General features: G+C 69.5%; 13 protein-coding genes and 1 pseudogene. 7 read left to right on the top strand and 7 right to left on the bottom strand.

The features are described from left to right. Positions 1 to 56 precede the first annotated feature (56 nt). From J4Z35_RS00630 to J4Z35_RS00620, 3 genes are all read right to left on the bottom strand, one after another. Positions 57 to 269: a type II toxin-antitoxin system Phd/YefM family antitoxin gene (locus J4Z35_RS00630; RefSeq protein ID WP_074040912.1), complete on the bottom strand. Its 213-nt coding sequence runs from the start codon at positions 267 to 269 to the stop codon at positions 57 to 59. Positions 270 to 398: 129 nt separating this feature from the next. Further along, positions 399 to 1,580 carry an acyl-CoA dehydrogenase family protein gene (locus tag J4Z35_RS00625; protein ID WP_074040911.1) on the bottom strand — a complete coding sequence of 394 codons (1,182 nt, stop codon included), beginning with the start codon at positions 1,578 to 1,580 and terminating at the stop codon, positions 399 to 401. A 124-nt stretch (positions 1,581 to 1,704) separates the two neighbouring features. Next, positions 1,705 to 2,871: a cysteine desulfurase family protein gene (locus J4Z35_RS00620; protein ID WP_208065271.1), complete on the bottom strand. Its 1,167-nt coding sequence runs from the start codon at positions 2,869 to 2,871 to the stop codon at positions 1,705 to 1,707. A gap of 264 nt (positions 2,872 to 3,135) precedes the next feature. On the opposite strand from J4Z35_RS00620, the gene J4Z35_RS00615 reads away from it, so the two are divergent. From J4Z35_RS00615 to J4Z35_RS00600, 4 genes and pseudogenes are all read left to right on the top strand, one after another. After that, positions 3,136 to 3,963 carry a nitrilase-related carbon-nitrogen hydrolase gene (locus J4Z35_RS00615; protein ID WP_208065270.1) on the top strand — a complete coding sequence of 276 codons (828 nt, stop codon included), beginning with the start codon at positions 3,136 to 3,138 and terminating at the stop codon, positions 3,961 to 3,963. A gap of 205 nt (positions 3,964 to 4,168) precedes the next feature. Beyond that, entirely contained in the window at positions 4,169 to 5,689 is a 1,521-nt protein-coding gene (locus J4Z35_RS00610) for an amino acid permease (protein ID WP_208065269.1), read from the top strand. After that, positions 5,686 to 7,381, top strand: a pseudogene (locus tag J4Z35_RS00605) (FAD-dependent oxidoreductase). Before J4Z35_RS00610 ends, J4Z35_RS00605 begins: the two are co-directional and overlap by 4 nt. 88 nt (positions 7,382 to 7,469) lie before the next feature. Beyond that, the gene (locus tag J4Z35_RS00600; RefSeq protein ID WP_115296922.1) at positions 7,470 to 8,042 is read left to right on the top strand and encodes an XRE family transcriptional regulator; all 573 of its coding nucleotides are present in this window, start codon (positions 7,470 to 7,472) and stop codon (positions 8,040 to 8,042) included. Positions 8,043 to 8,146: 104 nt separating this feature from the next. On the opposite strand, the gene J4Z35_RS00595 is transcribed toward J4Z35_RS00600, so the two are convergent. Both J4Z35_RS00595 and J4Z35_RS00590 read right to left on the bottom strand, forming a co-directional pair. Next, on the bottom strand, positions 8,147 to 9,607 hold the full coding sequence (locus J4Z35_RS00595; RefSeq protein ID WP_006947188.1) for an FAD-linked oxidase C-terminal domain-containing protein: 1,461 nt from the start codon (positions 9,605 to 9,607) through the stop codon (positions 8,147 to 8,149). A 134-nt stretch (positions 9,608 to 9,741) separates the two neighbouring features. Continuing rightward, a complete protein-coding gene (locus J4Z35_RS00590; RefSeq protein ID WP_050786612.1) occupies positions 9,742 to 11,376 on the bottom strand; it encodes a sodium:solute symporter in 1,635 nt (544 codons plus the stop codon). Positions 11,377 to 11,560: 184 nt separating this feature from the next. Between J4Z35_RS00590 and speB the strand changes: the two genes are divergently transcribed. Then, entirely contained in the window at positions 11,561 to 12,583 is a 1,023-nt protein-coding gene (gene speB / locus J4Z35_RS00585) for an agmatinase (RefSeq protein WP_006947199.1), read from the top strand. Continuing rightward, on the top strand, positions 12,580 to 14,331 hold the full coding sequence (locus tag J4Z35_RS00580) for a thiamine pyrophosphate-binding protein (RefSeq protein WP_082740595.1): 1,752 nt from the start codon (positions 12,580 to 12,582) through the stop codon (positions 14,329 to 14,331). The genes speB and J4Z35_RS00580 overlap by 4 nt, the downstream gene beginning before the upstream one ends. Before the next feature lie 146 nt (positions 14,332 to 14,477). On the opposite strand, the gene J4Z35_RS00575 is transcribed toward J4Z35_RS00580, so the two are convergent. Further along, complete coding sequence (locus tag J4Z35_RS00575; protein WP_208065268.1) at positions 14,478 to 14,972, bottom strand: MarR family winged helix-turn-helix transcriptional regulator; 495 nt, start codon at positions 14,970 to 14,972, stop codon at positions 14,478 to 14,480. Positions 14,973 to 15,057: 85 nt separating this feature from the next. Here J4Z35_RS00575 and J4Z35_RS00570 point away from each other — a divergent pair, with 85 nt between their 5' ends. Beyond that, on the top strand, positions 15,058 to 16,542 hold the full coding sequence (locus tag J4Z35_RS00570) for an MFS transporter (protein ID WP_243754728.1): 1,485 nt from the start codon (positions 15,058 to 15,060) through the stop codon (positions 16,540 to 16,542). 411 nt (positions 16,543 to 16,953) lie between these two features. Here the strand turns inward: J4Z35_RS00570 and J4Z35_RS00565 are convergent, their stop codons facing one another. After that, positions 16,954 to 18,339, bottom strand: a complete 1,386-nt coding sequence (locus J4Z35_RS00565) for an NAD-dependent succinate-semialdehyde dehydrogenase (protein ID WP_208065267.1) — start codon at positions 18,337 to 18,339, stop codon at positions 16,954 to 16,956. Between the last annotated feature and the right edge of the window lie 19 nt (positions 18,340 to 18,358).

Genomic DNA, 18,358 nt, shown 5'->3' with positions numbered 1-18,358 from the left:
TTTCAGCTTCGCAAGGAGCGGATCGCGTTCGCCCCACGCACGACGTCGTCGGATGCCTAAGCGGCGTCGCCGTCGCGAATGTCTCGTAAGGCCGACGCGTCGGCGAGCACCGCCAAGTTCTCCTCCAGCGCTGAAAGGTCCTCAGGGCTGACGGCGACGGCAACGGGCCGGCCGTTCTTGGTCACGGTGACGCGTTCGTGGTGCTGGTGGACGCGATCCACGACCTCACTGAAGTGGTTGCGCACGTCACGCAGCGGCTCGATGCTCATGGACACAACGGTGGCGTCCGTCGGGTGCGGTGCCAAGAGTGGGCGCGAGCCAGAGGCCGGTGAGAGTCAGTCAGGACTGACTCACCCAGCGCGAAGTGACTCACCTGGCCCTGCGTGGCGCGCACCAAGTCAGCGGAACGCCGACTGACCCGTCAGGGCATTGCCGAGGACGAGTTGATGCACCTCGCTCGTGCCCTCGTACGTCATGACCGACTCGAGGTTTCCGGCGTGACGGATGGGGGAGTACTCCGTCGAGATGCCGTTGGCGCCGAGGATCGTGCGGCACTCGCGCGCGATGGCGATGGCCTCGCGGCAGTTGTTAAGCTTGCCAAGGCTGATCTGCTCGGGGCTCACGCCCGCGCCGTCCTTGAGACGCCCCAGGTGCAGCGCGAGGAGCATGCCCTTGGAGACCTCGAGCGTCATGTCGGCGAGCTTGCCCTGCGTCAGCTGGTAGCCGCTGAGCGGCTTGCCGAACACCTGGCGGGACGCGGCGTAGTCGAGCGCCGTCTCGAGCGAATCGCGAGCGGCGCCCATCGCACCGAAGACGATGCCGAAACGCGCCTCCGACAGGCACGACAATGGCCCCTTGAGCCCGCGCACCTCGGGGAAGACGGCATCAGCGGGCAGACGGACGTCGGTCAGCGACAGCTCCGCCGTCACCGACGCACGCAGCGACATCTTCTTCGTGATCTCGCGCGCCTCGAAACCGGCGGTGTCCGTCGGCACGACGAAGCCGCGGATCTTGTCGTCGGTCTGCGCCCAGACGACGGCGACGTCGGCGATCGTGCCGTTCGTGATCCACATCTTCGTGCCGTTGAGCACCCAGTCGTCGCCGTCGCGCTTGGCGTGGGTGCGCATGCCGGCCGGGTCGGAACCGAAGTCGGGCTCGGTCAGGCCGAAGCATCCGACGGCGTCTCCCGCCGCCATCCGCGGCAGCCACTCAGTCTTCTGCTCCTCGCTGCCCCAGCGCCAGATCGCGAACATCGCGAGGCTGCCCTGCACGCTGACGAGTGAACGAATACCCGAATCGGCCGCCTCGAGCTCGTGACACGCCATGCCGTACGCGGTCGCGCTCGAGCCGGCGCACCCGTAGCCGTCGAGGTGCATGCCGAGCAGCCCGAGCTCGCCGAGCCCCTTCGCGAGCTCACGCGCCGGGACGCGCGCCTCGTCATACCAGGTCGGCAGATTCGGACGCACGTGGTCGTCGCAGAAGCGGCGGACGAGGGCCTGGACGTCGCGCTCGTCGTCGCTCAGGAGCCCGTCGATCGCGACCAGACGGTTGAGTTCAGGGTTGCGGGAGAAATCACTCACCCCACCATCGTGCCTCACGCCGTGCGCACCGGCCCCGTGTGCACCTCTGCGATCTGCGTCCCCATCCGCGATTTTCGTCCACGTTCGCGATTCTTGGTCACATTCGTCGGCGGCCCGGCGCTCGTCAGGCGACGTGGCGAAACGCCGCGACGAGGCTCGTCGTGGCGCGGTCGATGTCGGCGTCACTCGTCGTACGCCCCAACGTCAGGCGGATCGCGCCGAGCGCGACATCGTCGCTCGCTCCCATGGCGACGAGTGTCGTTGCGGGGGAGTCGATTCCGGCGTGACACGCGCTGCCGGTGGATGCTTCGACGTCAGGCGCTGCCTCGAGCACCTCGCGCCCCAGGCGCCCCGGCAGGGAGATCATCAGCGTGTTCGGCAGACAGTTCTGCGCGGGGCTGAGGCGAACGAGGCCGGGCACGGCCGTCGAGAGGCGGCGCCACAGCTCGTCACGCAGGCTCATCATGCGCGCGGCATCGTCGGCGAGGCGCGAGAGTGCGAGCTGCGCGGCCCGCCCGAGGCCGACGATGCCGGCGACGTTCTCCGTCCCCGGACGCAGCCCGCGCTCCTGGCCCGCGCCGACGACGAGGGGCTCGATCGGTGTGCCACGCCTGACGTACAGGGCGCCGACGGCCTTGGGGGCGTACAGCTTGTGGCCGGCGAGGCTGAGCAGATCGACGCCGAGGTCGTCGGCGTCGACGCCGATCTTCCCGACAGCCTGCGCCGCGTCGGTGTGGACGAGACCGCCCGCCGCGTGCACGCTCGCGGCGAACTCACGGACGGGTTGAATCGCCCCGGTCTCGTTCTGCGCGAGGATGATCGAGCCAAAGGCCACATGGTCGCGCGGCAGGGGTGCGAGGTCGACGTGGCCGGCTCGCGTCACCGGCAGCGTCACGACGTCCCAGCCGTCGCGCGCGAGAAGCGCCATGGGCGCCGACGTCGCCGGGTGCTCCACGGCCGACGTCACGACCGTCGAACTCACGTCGGCCGCGGGCGACGCGCCAGCGCGGCGAAGCGCCGCCGTCACGCCGCGGATGGCGAGGTTGTTCGCCTCCGTGCCGCCGGAGGTGAACGTCACCTCGTCCGCCGACGCACCGATGAGCGCAGCGACATGCTCGCGCGCATCGTCGACGGCACGGCGGGCCAGGCGCCCGGCCGGGGTCGCGCTCGACGGGTTGCCGCAGTGCTCGGTGAGATACGGCCACATCGCCTCGGCGACCTCCGGCGCGACGGGCGTCGTGCCGTTGTGATCGAGGTAGACGGGGCGGGCGTCGTCAGGCCGAGAACTCATGCTGACGATCCTGCCGCGACGCAGGGGCGCATCCAACTCGCGGTGCTGGTGCGGCCGTCAGGGGGCCTCACACGAGCCGAAAGTGGACGGAAATCGCGGATGTGACGGTGAATCGCGAAGGGGGACGGGATTCGCAGATGGGGACGAGAATCGCCAATGTGGACGAAAATCGCAGAGGGGGCAGGCGGGTCGGACGGTCGCCGCACGGGGGCATGGTGGTCGGATCGGGCCTCGAGTGCCGTCGCATCTGCCATCCTCGACGTCATGCGCATCGCCGTCATGCAGGACAAGGCCGTCGTCGGTGACGTCGACGCCAACCTCGCCATCATCGACCGTCGCGCTGGTGAAGCTGCCGCGCGCCGTGCTGACGTCCTCGTCACCCCCGAACTCTTCGTCACCGGCTACGCCCCGAAGCGGTTGCACGCCGGCGACCCCACCCAGCAGACCGACATCGCGGGCGCCCTCGCCGCCACCGCGGCGCGTCACGGCATCGCCGTCCTCGCGAGCTATCCCGAGGTCGCGACGGCCGACACTCCCGCCGCCCGCGGTGGCGGCGCGCCCGGTGAGACTGCTCGACACATCGCCGCCACGCTATTCGACACCGACGGCCGCCCGGTCCTGCATTACCGCAAGGTCAATCTGTTCGACGACGACGAAGCCGCCGCCTTCAGCTCCGGAACAGACGCCCCCACCACCGTCGAACTCGCCGGGATGCGGGTGAGCGTCATCATCTGCTTCGACGTCGAATACCCCGAGATGACGCGCGCCGCGGCGCTCGCGGGCGCCGACGTCATCCTCGTCCCGACCGCGCTCACCGCAGGGTTCGACGACGTCCCGGAGGTGCTCGTGCGGGCTCGTGCCCTCGAGAACGGCGTCGGCCTCGCCTATGCGAACCACGTCGGCGTCGAGGACGGGCTCACGTTCGGCGGCGGCAGCGTCATCGTCGGGCCTGACGGCGGGCTCCTCGCCCAGGGCGGCGACGGCGCCGAACTCCTCGTCGCCGACATCACCCGCGACGATGTCGCCGCAGCCCGTGACGCCGTCCCCTACCTGGCCAAGCTGCGCCGCGACACCTACGCGTCCTGGCGCTGACGTCAGCCACAGCCCCTCGGCGTGCCCGCGTCGGCGAGCAAGAACGAGCGGCATGACTGACCACGAGCGGCAGACCACTCGCATCCAGCCAGAACGCTCGTCTTCACCTCTCGCCACGTCGAAGCACATGCGTTTCCCAACACGAAACAACTCGGCGATGTGTGACATCGTGGTCTGGCCCACAGACCCCTTCGAGAGGTGCCCCGTGTCCTCATCGTTCGACGAGCAGGCGCGTTCGAGACTCCCGTTCGGCGCCCAGCTCCTGCGGCGCAAGCCGATCGGGCTGACGCTCGCGCAGGCCGAGGCGACCTCCGACGGGCGCAGCCTGCACCGCAGTTTCGGTGTCCTGCAGCTGACGATGATCTCGGTCGGGGCGACGCTCGGCACCGGCATCCTCGTCGTCCTCGGTGAGACGGTGCCCGAGGCTGGCCCGGCGATCTGGATCTCGTTCGTCATCGCCGGCGTCGCCGCGCTGCTGTCGGCGTTCTCCTACGCCGAGATGGCGGGCCTCGTGCCCGTCGCCGGGTCGAGCTACAGCTACACCTACGCGACGATGGGTGAGGGCCTCGCGTGGGTGTGCGGGTGGTGTCTCGTCCTCGAGTACGCGGTGAGCGTCGCGGCCGTCGCCGTCGGGGCGGGGCAGTACGTCAACGAGACACTCGACTCGTTCGGCCTGGGCCTGCCCGAGGCCGTCGCGAACCCACCCGGGGCGGGCGGCGTCGTCAACGTCCCCGCAGCCCTCGTCGTCCTGCTCGCGACGGCCCTGCTCGCACGCGGCGCGCGGGAGAGTGCGCGCGTCAACACGATCATCGTCGTGCTGAAGATCGCCATCCTCGTCTTCTTCTGCGCGGTCGCGTTCACCGCGTTCAAGGCGGGCAACTTCGCACCGCTGGCCCCGATGGGTGCCGCGGGCGTCTCCGCCGCCGCGAGCACCGTGTTCTTCTCGTACATCGGTTTCGACGCCGCATCGACGGCCGGTGAGGAGGCGCGCGATCCGAAGCGGGATCTGCCGCGCTCGATCCTGCTGTCCATGATCATCGTGACGGTGCTGTACGTCGCGGTCGCCGTCGCCGCCGTCGGAGCCCGCGAGTGGCACTGGTTCGACGGGCGCGAGGCGCCGCTCGTGCAGATCATGCGTGAGATCACGGGGGCCTCGTGGGTCGCGTTCATCTTCGCGGTGACGTCGGTGCTCGCCATCTTCAGCGTCGTACTGACGGTGCTGTTCGGCCAGATCCGCATCCTGTTGTCGATGTCGCGCGACGGCCTCGTGCCGCGCGTCTTCGGCGTCATCTCGCCGCAGACGGCCACGCCGGTGCGCAGCACCCTGATCGTCGGCGGCGTCGTCGCGGTGACGGCGGGCCTCATCCCGCTCGGTGAGTTGGCCGACGCGACGAGCATCGGCACGCTGTTCGCGTTCGCCCTCGTCAACGTCGCCGTCATCCATCTGCGCGTGCGCAACCCGAAGCTGCCGCGCGCATTCACGGTGCCGCTGTACCCGCTGCTGCCGGCCGCCGGCGCGCTCATCTGTCTCTACCTCATGGCCAACCTCAGTTCCTCGACGTGGATCGTCTTCGGTGTGTGGATGGCCGTCGGCATCGCCGTCTACCTCGGCTACGGCCGCCGTCACTCCCGCCTCGCCACGCTCGACCAGGCGACCTATGAGCGTCACCTCGAAGACGACCTCGACCCCGACCATCCACTCCGAGAAGGAGACACCCCGCGATGACCGCTGTCACCGAGTTCCCGCACGATCGCGACGAGCACGCGGGCGATGCGCCCGTCACGATGCTCAACCCCGACTTCCCGTTCAGCTACGACGAATACCTCGCCCACCCCGAGGGTCTCGGCAGTGTGCCGGAGGAGATGTACGGCACCGAGGTCGCCGTCGTCGGCGCCGGCCTGTCAGGCCTCATCACCGCGTACGAGCTGATGAAGCTGGGCCTCAAGCCCGTCGTCCACGAGGCCGACCGTATCGGTGGCCGGTTGCGCACCGACAGTTTCAGCGCCGCCCCGGACGTCGTCGCCGACCTCGGGGGCATGCGTTTCCCCGTCTCCGGCCGCGCGCTCTACCACTACATCGACGCGATGGGCCTCGAGACGGAGGCGTTCCCGAACCCGCTGTCGGACGTCACGCCGAGCACCGTCATCGAGCTCGGCGGCGAGGCGCACTACGCGCGCACGCCCGACGAACTGCCGCAGTTCTTCCGCGACGTCGCGGACGCGTGGAAGGCCGCCGTCGACGACGGCGCGCGCTTCACCGAGATGCAGGACGCCATCCGCGCTCGTGACACGAAGCGCATCAAGCAGATCTGGAACGAGCTCGTGCCGACGATGGACGAGCAGACGTTCTACGGCTTCATCGCCGCCTCCGAATCGTTCAAGAAGGCCGGTTTCGCGGCGCGTGAGGCGTTCGGTCAGGTCGGTTTCGGCACGGGTGGCTGGGACACGGACTTCCCGAACTCCATCCTCGAGATCCTGCGCGTCGTCTACACCGACGCCGACGATCAGCACCGCCGCATCCTCGGCGGAGCGCAGAAGTTGCCCGAGGCGTTGTGGTCGCACGCGCCCGAGAAGCTCGCCCATTGGCCGGCCGGCACCACCCTGGCGAGCCTGCACGACGGGGCGCCGCGCGGCGCCGTCGCCGCCATCCGGCGTCATGAGAGCGGCGACCTCGAGGTCACCGAGCGATGGGGGCGCAAGGCGACGTACCCGGCGCTCGTCACGACGTGCCAGTCGTGGTTGCTGTCGACGCGCATCACGACCGAGGAGGCGCTGTTCAGCCCGCAGATGTGGATGGCGATCGAGCGCAGCCACTACATGAGCAGTTCGAAGACGTTCGTCATGGTCGATCGCCCGTTCTGGAAGGACATCGACCCCGCCACGGGCCGTGACGTCATGTCGATGACCCTCACCGACCGCCTCAACCGCGCCACCTACCTGCTCGACGACGGCCCGGACCGGCCCGCCGTCATCCTGCTGTCGTACACGTGGAACGACGATGCGCTCAAGTGGCTCGCGCTCGATGCCGACGAGCGCGTCGAGCTCATGCTGCACTCGCTCGCCCAGATCTACCCGGACGTCGACATCGCGAGCCACATCATCGGTCAGCCGATCACCGTCTCGTGGGAATCCGACCCCAACTTCATGGGCGCGTTCAAGGCCAACCTGCCGGGGCACTACCGGTATCAGCAGCGGCTGTTCACCCACTTCGCCCAGGACGAGCTGCCGGAGCACCAGCGCGGTATCTTCCTCGCCGGCGACGACATCTCGTGGACGGCCGGTTGGGCCGAGGGCGCCGTCCAGACCGGCCTCAACGCGGTGTGGGGTGTGGTCCGTCACCTCGGCGGAAGTTCGTCTCCGGAAAACCCCGGGCCAGGGGGAGCTGCTCGACGAGTACGGCCCCATCGCCCTGGACTGACGGCGAAAATGGACTCTGACGGCTTTTCTGGGGAGAGCGGTGAGATCCGGCGTAGGGTTTACCGCAATACAACCAAGAGGGAGCCGGCGTGAAGTCACTACCAGTGCAAGGGGTGCGTGAGAACGTCGCCATCGGCGCCCGGTTGCGCAACGCCCGGCTGGCGCGCCGCTACACCCTCGAGCAGGCCGCGCAGCTCGCCGGCATGACGAAGGGGTTTCTCAGCCGCGTCGAACGCGACCTCACGTCGCCGTCCGTCGCCTCTCTCGTGACGCTGTGCCAGGTGCTGCAGATCGAGGTCGGCTCGCTCTTCGAGGCACCCCGCACGTCGCTCATCAAGCTTGCCGACGCGCCGGTCGTCGACATGGGCGGCACGGGCATCGACGAGCGCCTCGTCACGGGTCGTCAGGAACGTTCCGTGCAGATGCTGCGCGCCGTCATCCAACCCGGCGGGGACGGTGAGGCCGAACCGTACGCCATCGACTGCGAGCTCGAGATCTGGCACGTCGTCTCCGGCGCGCTCGACGTGACGCTGCACGACGCCACGCACCGACTCGAGGCCGGCGACACCCTCACCTTCCCCGGCCGCGAACCACACACCTGGCGCAACGCCGCCGACGGCGAGAGCGTCGTCATCTTCACCCTCATCCCCGTCGCGCGTTGACGGGGCTCAGGGCACCTGCACGTGGTTGTCACCCTCGACGCACTCGATGATGAGGGTGCCACCGACGGCTTCGAGGTAGCTGCGGATGCTGCGCGCGCTCGATATCAAGAGTGATCGCTCGCAAGGTTCACACCCGGGTTGAGGGTCCCATTCGGGTCGAAGACGCGCCGCAGTTCGCGCTGGATGCGCGTGTTCGTCTCGCCGAGCTCGACGGGCAGCATGCTCGCCTTGAGGCGCCCGATGCCGTGCTCACCGGTGATGGTGCCGCCGAGATCGAGGCCGAGCTGCATGATCTCCTCGAACGCGGCGTAAGCGCGACGCTTCTCGTCCACGGCCTCGGGAGTGTCGCCGGGGGAGTAGAGCACGGCGGGGTGCATGTTGCCGTCGCCGAGGTGGCCGGCCGTCGCGACGCGTACGCGGTGCTTCTTGCCGAGCGCCCGCACGCCGTCGACGAGTTCGCCGGTGCGTCGCAGAGGCACGCAGACGTCGTCGACGAGGTCGCGGCCCATCGCCTCGAACGCGTTGCCGACGAGGCGCCGCGCAGCGGTGAACTGCAGTGACTCCGCGACGGATTCGGCGACGAACACCTCCGCGCCGGCCTCCTCGGCGAGGCGCGAGAACGCCGCGAACTCGACGTCCTGACGTGTGGCGTCGTCACACCCGACGATGAGCATGCCGTCGACGGACTCGTCGAAGCCGAGATCGGCCATGCGCTGCACCGCGGCGAGCGTCGGGCCGTCCATGAACTCCAGCATCGACGGGCGCCCGCCGGCCTCGAGGTAGGTTGCCGCCACCTCGCACGCACGCGACGCCGAGTCGAACAGTGCGACGGCGACCAGTTCGTCGTCAGGCGCCGGGACGAGAGCGAGCGTCACCTCCGTGACGACACCGAGCGTGCCCTCCGACCCGACGATGAGGCCCGTGAGGTCGTACCCCGCGACGCCCTTCGCCGTCGGAGTGCCGGTGCGCATGACGCTGCCGTCGGCGAGCACGACCTCGAGCGCACGCACGAACTTCTTCGTCACCCCGTACTTGACGCAGCACAGGCCCCCGGCGTTCGTCGCGACGTTGCCGCCGATCGAGGAGATGCGCCACGAGCCCGGGTCCGGGGGATAGAACAGGCCCTGCTCACGCACAGCGTCCGACAGATCGCCGTTCAGCACACCCGGTTCGACGACGGCGATGCGCTCGGCAGGGTTGATGGTCTTGATCGCGTTCATACGGGAGACATCGAGCACGACGCACCCGTCGATCGCGTTCGCGCCACCCGACAGCCCGGTGCCCGCACCCCGCGTGATGACGGGCACGCCACGCTCGTTCGCCCACCGCAGCGTCGCGACGACGTCGTCACGGCACGTCGCGCGCACGAGCGCGATCGCCGCACCCACCTCTTCGACGGGGGATCGGTCACGGCTCGCGGCGTCGACGACGTCGGGGTCGGTGACGAGCGTGCCGCTCAGCTGCGCGGCGAGGGCGTCGAGGTCGTCCGCGTTCGGGACGGCTGGTGCCGTGGCCGCGGAAGCCTCGTCGGGGGTGGGCTGCTCGCGCTGATCGGGGGTGCTCATGCGGTCTCCTCGTGAGGTGGGCGGTCTTCGGGGCGCGATGGGGCGCGTCGTGACTCAGCAGGGACGCCGATGCCGCCGTCCGCTCCAGCGTGCGAGCGGACGGCGGCATCGTCAAGCCGAGGCGGGCAGGTGCCTCAGCGTGCGGTGGGCGTAGCGTCGAGTTCGACGTCGGCGGGGCGGTGGACGCGGGCGTCCCACTCGGCGCGCACCGCGTCGTCCGTCTTCGGCGTCGCGAGGGAAGCGACGACGAACGTGACGAGCGAGGCGATGAGGCCGTAGTAGATCGGCTCATTGGCGAGGATGCCGCTCAGGGTGTCGCCGAGCTTGTTCGCCTGGTAGACCATCCCGGCCACGGTGACGAGCGTGCCGACGAGCATCGAGATCGCGGCGCCCGTGCCGTTGGCGCGTTTCCACACGAAACCGCCGAGGATGGCGACGAGCAGGCCGCCGACGAGGATGTCGTACGCCACCGTCAGCGACGCGACGACGAGGTCGCCGCCGTTGTCGAGGCGCGCCATGAGGATCGAGATGAGCACCGTCAGCACGCCGAGGCCGAGGACGAACGCGCGGTTCTCGCGGATGTTCTTCTCACTGTGCGGGTCGGACGCATCATCGTTCGCGGCGTGCGAGCCTGTGCTCTTCAGGGCGTCGTGGTCGCTGTAGGCGTCGACGGCGACGTCGTCGACCGCGCGGGCACGGCCCGTCAGGAACGGGACGACGTCGTTGCGGGCCACCGTCGCGCACGCGATGAGCGCGCCGGACGCCGTCGACATCATCGCCGCGACGGCGGCGGCGAGCACGAGACCGCCGATGCCGACGGGCAGGATCTTGTCGGCGACCTCGGCGTAGACGTCGTTCTTCGCCTTGATGCCGTCGCCGAGGACGGCGTGCGCGCCCATGCCGATGATCGCGCCGGCCGCGCCGTAGAGGATGCAGTAGACACCGGCCATGGTGCCGCCGAGACGCGCTACCTTCGGGGTGCGCGCGGTGAAGACGCGCTGCCAGATGTCCTGGCCGATGAGCATGCCGAACATGTAGACGACGAACCACGTGATGATCGTCTGCGTGTCGGCGCCGACCTTGCCGCCGGCGATGGCGAAGTAGTCGTCGCCCAGGCGCTCGCGGATGCCGGAGAAGCCGTCGGCCTTGACGAGCACGAACGGCAGCATGAGCGCAAAGATGCCGATCGTCTTGATGATGAACTGCACCTGGTCGGCCAGGGTGATCGACCACATGCCGCCGATGACGGAGTACACGAGCACGACGGCGCCGCCGATGGCGATGCAGATCCAGCTGTCGAGGCCCGTCAGCACGTGCAGGACGGTGGCGTACGCGCCGGTCGAGGTGACGACGAGGAACATCGTGTAGAGCATCATGACGATGCTGGACGCGCCCGCGGCGCTCTTGCTGCCGTAGCGCAGTTTCAGCATGTCGCTGACGGTGTAGACGCGCAGCTTCGAGATGGTGCCGGCGAACAGCAGCGACAGCAGGAGCACGCCGACGCCGATGGCGACGACGAGCCACATGCCCGACAACCCCATCTTGTAGCCGAGGCCGACCCCGCCGACCGTGGAGGCGCCACCGAGGACGACGGCCGCCATCGTGCCGGTGTAGAGGAAGGTGCCGAGGCGGCGGCCGGCGACGAGGTAGTCGCTCGAGTTCTGGGTGCGCGAGCGGCCCCAGAACCCGAAGCCGAGCATGGCGACGAGGTAGAGGACGACGATCACGAGGTTGAGGTCCACGAGGGCCTCCTTGGATCCGGGTGGCATGGCTCTGGCATGAGTCCACGGTGAACCGTATGAATATACGAGATCGACTCGTGACAAACGAGAGATTCGCATCGGTAAACACGTCCGTTAATCTGATCGTGACCTGATGAGTGGCCGTTCGACGGCTCGACGGGGTGCTCGCACCGGGCGTGCGCACGCCTCGTCGGAAGAGGAAGAGGACGAGATGGATCACCCCCGCATCGAGGCCGGCGGCAACGTCGGGCCCGTCAATGCCGCCCTCACGCCGCGGTACGCCGGCCTCGGCACGTTCGCGCGCCTGCCGCGCATCGAGGACGTCTCGAAGGCCGACGTCGCCGTCGTCGGCATGCCGTTCGACACCGGCGTCTCCTACCGCCCCGGTGCGCGTTTCGGCGCGACGCACGTGCGCGAGAGCTCGCGTCTGCTGCGCCCGTTCAACCCGGCGCAGTCCGTGTCGCCGTTCGCGCAGATGCAGATTGCCGATGCCGGTGACATCGCGCTCAACCCCTTCGACATCGAGTCGGCGCTGAAGGAAGCGGAGGAGGGTGCACGTCAGTTCGTCGACGAGGGCACCTCGCTCATCACGATCGGCGGCGACCACACCCTCGCCCTGCCGCTGCTGCGCGCGCACGCGAAGAAGCACGGCCCCGTCGCGCTGCTGCACTTCGACGCGCACCTCGACACGTGGGACACCTACTTCGGCGCCGAGTACACGCACGGCACGCCGTTCCGCCGCGCGTTCGAGGAGGGCCTCATCGACTCCTCCGGCGTCTGCCACGTCGGCACGCGCGGCCCGCTGTACGGCACCCAGGACCTCGAGGACGACGCGCGCTTCGGCTTCGGTGTCGTGACGAGCAACGACGTCATGCGCATGGGCGTCGACGAGGTCGTCGGGTTCCTGCGCGAGCGCGTAGGCGACCGTCCGCTGTACGTCTCGCTCGACATCGACGTGCTCGACCCCGCGCACGCGCCGGGCACCGGCACCCCCGAGCCGGGCGGTCTGACGTCGCGTGAGCTGCTCGAGATCCTGCGCGGCCTGCGCGGCACGAACCTCATCGGCGCCGACGTCGTCGAGGTCGCACCGCCTTACGACCACGCCGAGCTGACGGGCCTGGCCGCCGCCAACGTCGTCTACGAGTACATGTCGCTGCTCGCGCTCGGTGCGGACGCCGCGCCCGGCGGGCCCGCGTACGGCGAGTCCGGCACGGTGTACGGGGCCCAGCGGTGAGCGAGCAGATCCGTCACCCCGAGCCCGAAGCCGTCGCGCCGACGGGCGAGGGCGAGAAGATCCGCAACGGTGGCGACCTCGTCGTCGAGACGCTCGAAGCGCTCGGCACGACGACGGTGTTCGGCATTCCCGGTCAGCATGCGCTGGGCCTGTTCGACGCGCTGCGCCGCTCGGGGCTGCACTTCATGAGCTCGCGCGTCGAGAACAACGCAGCCTTCGCGGCCGACGGCTACTCGCGCGTCTCAGGCAAGCCGGCTGCGCTGTTCCTGTCGACCGGGCCGGGTGCCCTGACGGCGCTGCCCGGGCTGCAGGAGGCGTACGCGACGAGCGTGCCGATGGTCGTCGTCGCCTCGCAGGTGCCCGTCTCGGGCCTCGGCGGCGCGCGTCGCGGCATGCTGCACCAGCTCGACGAGCAGCGCCGCGCCGCCATCGACGTGACGAAGTCGCAGCGCACGGTGACGCACCACGCCGCCATCCCGACGGCCATCGAGTCGGCGTGGGTCGAGGCGATGACGTATCCGCGCGGGCCCGTGTGGGTCGAGGTGCCGCAGGACGTGCTGCTCGCGAAGACGGAGATCCCGCCGATCCGCACGGCCGTCTCGGCGCCGACGCCGGAGGGGCCGCGCCCCGAACTCGTCTGGGCTGCAGTGAAGTTGCTCGCGGGCGCGAAGCGCCCTGCCATCGTCGCCGGTGGTGGCGTGCGCCGCGCCGGCGCCGAGAGGGCGCTGCTCGCCCTGGCGGAGAAGCTCGACGCACCCGTCGTCTGCTCGCCGGGTGGCAACTCGGGTTTTCCGGTCGATCACCCGTTGTCGATGGGGTCGTGGGTCGAGGACCGCGCCGTCACCGACCTCCTCGCGGACGCCGACGTCCTGCTCGCGGTCGGCACCTCGCTCGGCGAGGTGACGTCGAACTACTTCACGCTGAAGCCGGCAGGCAAGCTCATCCACGTCGACGCCGAGCCGCGCGTGCTCGAGTCGAACCACCCCGCGCTCGGCATCGCGTGCGACGCGAAGGCGGCGCTCGATGCGTTCGTCGCGGCGTTCCCGGCAGAGGCGCCCGCGGGGCGCGCGTCGGGAGCCGAGCGTGCTGCCGAAGTGCGCAAGGCGATCGTCGCCCGGCTCGACGGTCAGGATCTCGCCCACGAGCGCGCGTTCATGGACGCCATCCGCGCCGGCATCCCCGACGAGGTGCCGACGTTCTGGGACATGACGATCGCCGCCTACTGGGCCTGGAACTGCTGGGACGGCCGCTCCGGCGGCTTCCACTCGGGTCAGGGCGCCGGCGGGCTCGGGTTCGCGTTCCCGGCCGCGCTCGGCGGCGCCGTCGCGCTCGCGGAGAAGCGCGGCGCGAAGCTGACGGACGTCGACGCGGCGTTCTCCGTCGGCGGGCACGAGCGCGTCGTCGCCGTCGCTGGTGACGGCTCGTCGATGTACTCGATCGCCGAACTCGCGACGGCCGTGCAACACGGCATCCCCGTCACGTGGCTCATCGTCGACGACGGCGGCTACGGCATCCTGCGCGAGTACATGGAGGCGACGTTCGGCCAGGCGACGCACACCGAACTGGCACGACCAGACTTCGTCGCCTTGGCGGAGTCGTTCGGTGTCGAGGCTCAAGAGGTGGCTGTGGGTGACGAGGTCGGCTACGGCGAGTTGACGGACGCCCTGCGCGCGACGTTCGCCGCCGATGTCAACGGCCCGCGCGTCATCGTCGTCAAGACCCACCTCGAGATGTTCGCGATGAGCTGACCCCTCTGCGATTCCTGTCCCCTTCTGCGATTTTCGTCCACCTTCACGAAGGTGAACGAAAATCGCAGATGAGGACGTAGATCGCCGTTGGGTACGGGATGGCGAGAGTGAGGGGGGCGGCGGCTTCGCGGTGTGGCCGGGGACTCTCAGGGCGTGCCGGGGGCGCGCGGCGCGCCGTGGGGTGAGGGCGTCGGCGGTTCCTTGTAGGCGTCGATGAACGTCGCGAACGAGCTGACGAGACGTTCGCGTTCGCCGGCGGGCAGAGCGGCGAGGGCGTCGTCGACGCGGTCGAGGTGACGTCCGACGCTGCGCTCGTAGAGCGCCGCGCCGTCGTCGCTCGCCTCGAAGAGCCAGGCGTGAGACCCGGATTCGCGGAATCGCCGGACGACGCCGGCCCGCACCGCAGCGTTGACCTGACGGTTCGCCGTCGACTGCTCCAGCTCAAGTTCGCAGGCGATCTGCTTGAGCGTGCGCGGCGGGCCGTCGCCTGTCAGCAGCCACAACAGGCGGCCCTCGGCGATGCGCAACTCGCTCGCCTGCTCCTCGGCGCGGCGCATGATGTCGAAGCGAGAGAGCAGGCGCGCCATGGCGCAGGCGCCGTCGTCGACGGCGGTGTCGATGTCGCTCGCCACGTCTGCCACCAGCCCGTCACCCCACTTGTTGCTTCGTACAACTAAATGTATCCTCATCGGGTAGGTATGTAATTTACACAAACGGAGTGGTCAGTTGTCCTCACCCGCCGCGCCGACCGGGGCCGCCCCCGCGATGCGCTTCTCCCCGATGACGGTCGTCGCCGTCCTCTGCATCGGCAGCCTCAGCGGCGCGCTCATGCAGTCCCTCGTCATCCCGATCCAGCGCGAACTGCCGGAGCTGCTGCACACGTCCGCGAGCAACGCCTCCTGGGCGGTGACGGCGACGCTGCTCGCCGGCGCCGTGACGATGCCCGTCACCGGCCGCCTCGCCGACATGTACGGCAAGAAGCGAGTCCTGCTCGTATCGGCGACGCTGCTCGTCCTCGGTTCGGTCGTCGCGGCGCTGTCGAGCACCCTCGCGCCGTTCCTCGTCGGCCGCGCGCTGCAGGGCATGGCGATGGGCTACATCCCGGTCGCCATCAGTCTCGTGCGCGAGGTCGCTCCGCCCGCGCGTGCGACGGGCGCCGTCGCCGCCGTCAGCGCGACGCTCGGTGTCGGTGGTGCGCTTGGTCTGCCGCTCGCAGCGTGGATCGCGCAGGACTACTCGTGGCACGACCTGTTCTGGCTGTCCGCGGTGCTCGCCGCCGTCGTCGTCGTGCTGACGGCGTTCGTCGTGCCGCACATCCACGACGAGCACCCGGCGCACATCGACCCTGTCGGCATCATCGGTCTCGCCGTGGGTCTGGTCTCGGCGCTCGTCGGTGTCTCGAAGGGCTCCGAATGGGGGTGGGGCAGTGGGCGCACGATCGGCAGCATCGTCGCCGGTGTCATCGTGCTGCTCGTCTGGGGCGCGTACGAGCTGCGTCACCACGATCCGCTCGTCGACCTGCGCACCATGGCGCGCCGCCCGGTGTTGTTCACGAACCTCGCGGCCGTGCTCGTCGGATTCGGCATGATGGCGCAGTCCATCATCGTGCCGCAGCTGCTCGAGATGCCCGAGGCCACCGGGTACGGTCTCGGCCAGTCGATCCTGCACGCCGGGCTGTGGATGGCTCCCGCGGGCCTCATGATGATGGCGTTCGCGCCCGTCTCGAGCGCGCTCATCACGCACCGCGGTGCGCGGGTGACGCTCGCCACCGGTGCGCTCGTCATCAGCATCGGCTACGTCATCGCGCTGTTCCTCATGAACGCGCCATGGCAGCTCATGGTCGCCTCGTGCGTCGCGTCGGCGGGTGTCGGCATCGGTTACGCCGCCATGCCGACGCTCATCCTCGACAACGTGCCGATGCACGAGGCCGGCGCCAGCGTCGGCGTCAACGGACTCATGCGTTCGGTCGGCACGACCGTCGCCGGCGCCGTCATGGCCGCCGTGCTGACGAGCCGCACGACCGTCCTCGCGCCGGGGACGCCCGCCATCCCGACGGAGGGCGCGTTCAAGGTGTGCTTCATCATCGGGGCCTGCGCCGCCGTCGCGGGCGCCGCCATCGCGATGCTCGTCCCGCGACGTGTGCGCCCCGACGCCGAGGCCCAGCCGGCCGGCGTCGACCTCGCACCGGAGGGCGCCGTCGTCGCGGGCTGAACCCGTCGCTCACGGTGAGCTCGAACGTCGCCCGCGAACGCGTCACACATGACACGTTCGCGGGCGACGTTCGTCATGAATGGCTGACGTCGGATGCAGTACCCCGATGGCGCGACATGTCGCGCAAGTGGGGATGCTGTGACGCAAGAACGCCCCACTCGTGCGACGTGACGCACGAGTGGGGCGTTCTCAGGCCCCGAGGGTCAGGTGGGCGTACTTCGTCAGCCCGCGATCACTTCGGCGGTCCGACGCGCGCCCGAAGGGGGCGGGGCACATCCTCGCTTCGCTGCGGTGCACCCCGCCCCTTCGAGCTTCGTCAGCCCGCGATCACTTGGGCGGTCCGACGCGCGCCCGAAGGGGCCGGGGCACATCCTCGCTTCGCTGCGGTGCACCCCGCCCCTTCGAGCTTCGTCAGCCCGCGATGCGGATCATCCGCTTGTTGCAGAACTCGTCGAACCCGTACGTGCCGAGCTCGCGCCCGAAACCGGAACGCTTGACGCCACCGAACGGCAGCTCCGACGAAGAACCGGGGGCCTCGTTGATCGACACCATGCCCGACTCGAGCCGATCGGCCACGCGCAGCGCGGCGTCGACGTCAGCCGAGTGCACCGACGCGCCGAGACCGAACAGCGTGTCGTTCGCGATGCGCACGGCCTCGTCCTCGTCGGCCGCCTTGTACATGACGGCGACGGGGCCGAAGATCTCCTCGCTCCACGCGCGCATCTGCGGCGTGACGCCGGCGAGCACCGTCGGCGTGACGTACGCGCCCGGACCGTCAGGACGCTTGCCACCGACGACCACCTCGGCGCCCGCGTCGACGGCGTCGTCGATCTGCGCCTGAATACCCTTCGCGGCGGCCTCCGTGACGAGCGGGCCGATGTTCGTCGACTCGTCGTGCGGGTCGCCCATCTTCAACCCGGCGACGGCCTCGGCGAACTTCGGCACGAACTTGTCGTACGTCTCGTCGCCGATGAGGATGAACCGCTTCGCCGCGTTGCACGCCTGGCCCGAGTTCTCGAAGCGGCCGAGGATGCCGTCCTCGACGGCCTTGTCGATGTCGGCGTCCGGCAGCACGATGAACGGGTCACTGCCGCCGAGCTCGAGCACGGCCTTCTTCAGGTTGCGCCCTGCACGCTCACCGACGGCCGAACCGGCACGCTCCGAACCCGTCAACGACACGCCCTGCACGCGCGGGTCGTCGATGAGCATCGCGATCTGCTCGTTCGTCGCGTAGAGGTTCTGATAGACATCCTTCGGCACCCCGGCGGCGTGATAGATCTCCTCGATCACCTTCGCCGAACGCGGGCACTGCGGCGCGTGCTTGAGCAGGATGACGTTGCCGAGCAGCAGGTTCGGCGCCGCGAAACGCGCGACCTGGTAGTAGGGGTAGTTCCACGGCATGACGCCGACGATGACGCCGACGGGCTCCTTGCGCATGTACGCGCGCCCGTCACGCTCGCCCAGGTCGAGCTCCTCGTCGGCAAGCACCTCCGGCGCGTGCTTCGCGTTGTACGCGTGGATGTCGCCCGAGAGCCACACCTCACCCGTCGCGTCGCCGTAAGGCTTGCCCATCTCGTCACCGATGATGCGCGCCAGTTCCCCCTGACGCGAGTCGTACTCGGCCGCGACGCGCTCGATGATCGCGATCTTCTCCTCGAGCGGCACCTTGCGCCAGCGCTCGCGGGCGGCGTAGGCGCGCTCGAGGGCGGCCATCACCTCATCGTCGGTCGCGGTGGGGAAGGTCTCCTCGACCTCACCCGTCGCCGGGTTCGTCACCGTGTAGATGGCTTCACTCATCACATGCCCCTTCGTCGCA

Source organism: Dermacoccus sp. NHGro5, assembly GCF_017565385.1.
GTDB classification, from domain to species: Bacteria; Actinomycetota; Actinomycetes; order Actinomycetales; family Dermatophilaceae; genus Dermacoccus; species Dermacoccus nishinomiyaensis.
Note: the sequence above shows the minus strand (reverse complement) of the source record. Positions and strands in the feature narration are given on the sequence as shown.

Coding starts and splice junctions, on each gene's coding strand:
- J4Z35_RS00615 (WP_208065270.1), top strand. CDS start 3,136: ATGCGCATCGCCGTCATGCAGGACAAGGCCGTCGTCGGTGACGTCGAC.
- J4Z35_RS00595 (WP_006947188.1), bottom strand. CDS start 9,607: ATGAGCACCCCCGATCAGCGCGAGCAGCCCACCCCCGACGAGGCTTCC.
- J4Z35_RS00630 (WP_074040912.1), bottom strand. CDS start 269: ATGAGCATCGAGCCGCTGCGTGACGTGCGCAACCACTTCAGTGAGGTC.
- speB (WP_006947199.1), top strand. CDS start 11,561: ATGGATCACCCCCGCATCGAGGCCGGCGGCAACGTCGGGCCCGTCAAT.
- J4Z35_RS00590 (WP_050786612.1), bottom strand. CDS start 11,376: ATGCCACCCGGATCCAAGGAGGCCCTCGTGGACCTCAACCTCGTGATC.
- J4Z35_RS00565 (WP_208065267.1), bottom strand. CDS start 18,339: ATGAGTGAAGCCATCTACACGGTGACGAACCCGGCGACGGGTGAGGTC.
- J4Z35_RS00620 (WP_208065271.1), bottom strand. CDS start 2,871: ATGAGTTCTCGGCCTGACGACGCCCGCCCCGTCTACCTCGATCACAAC.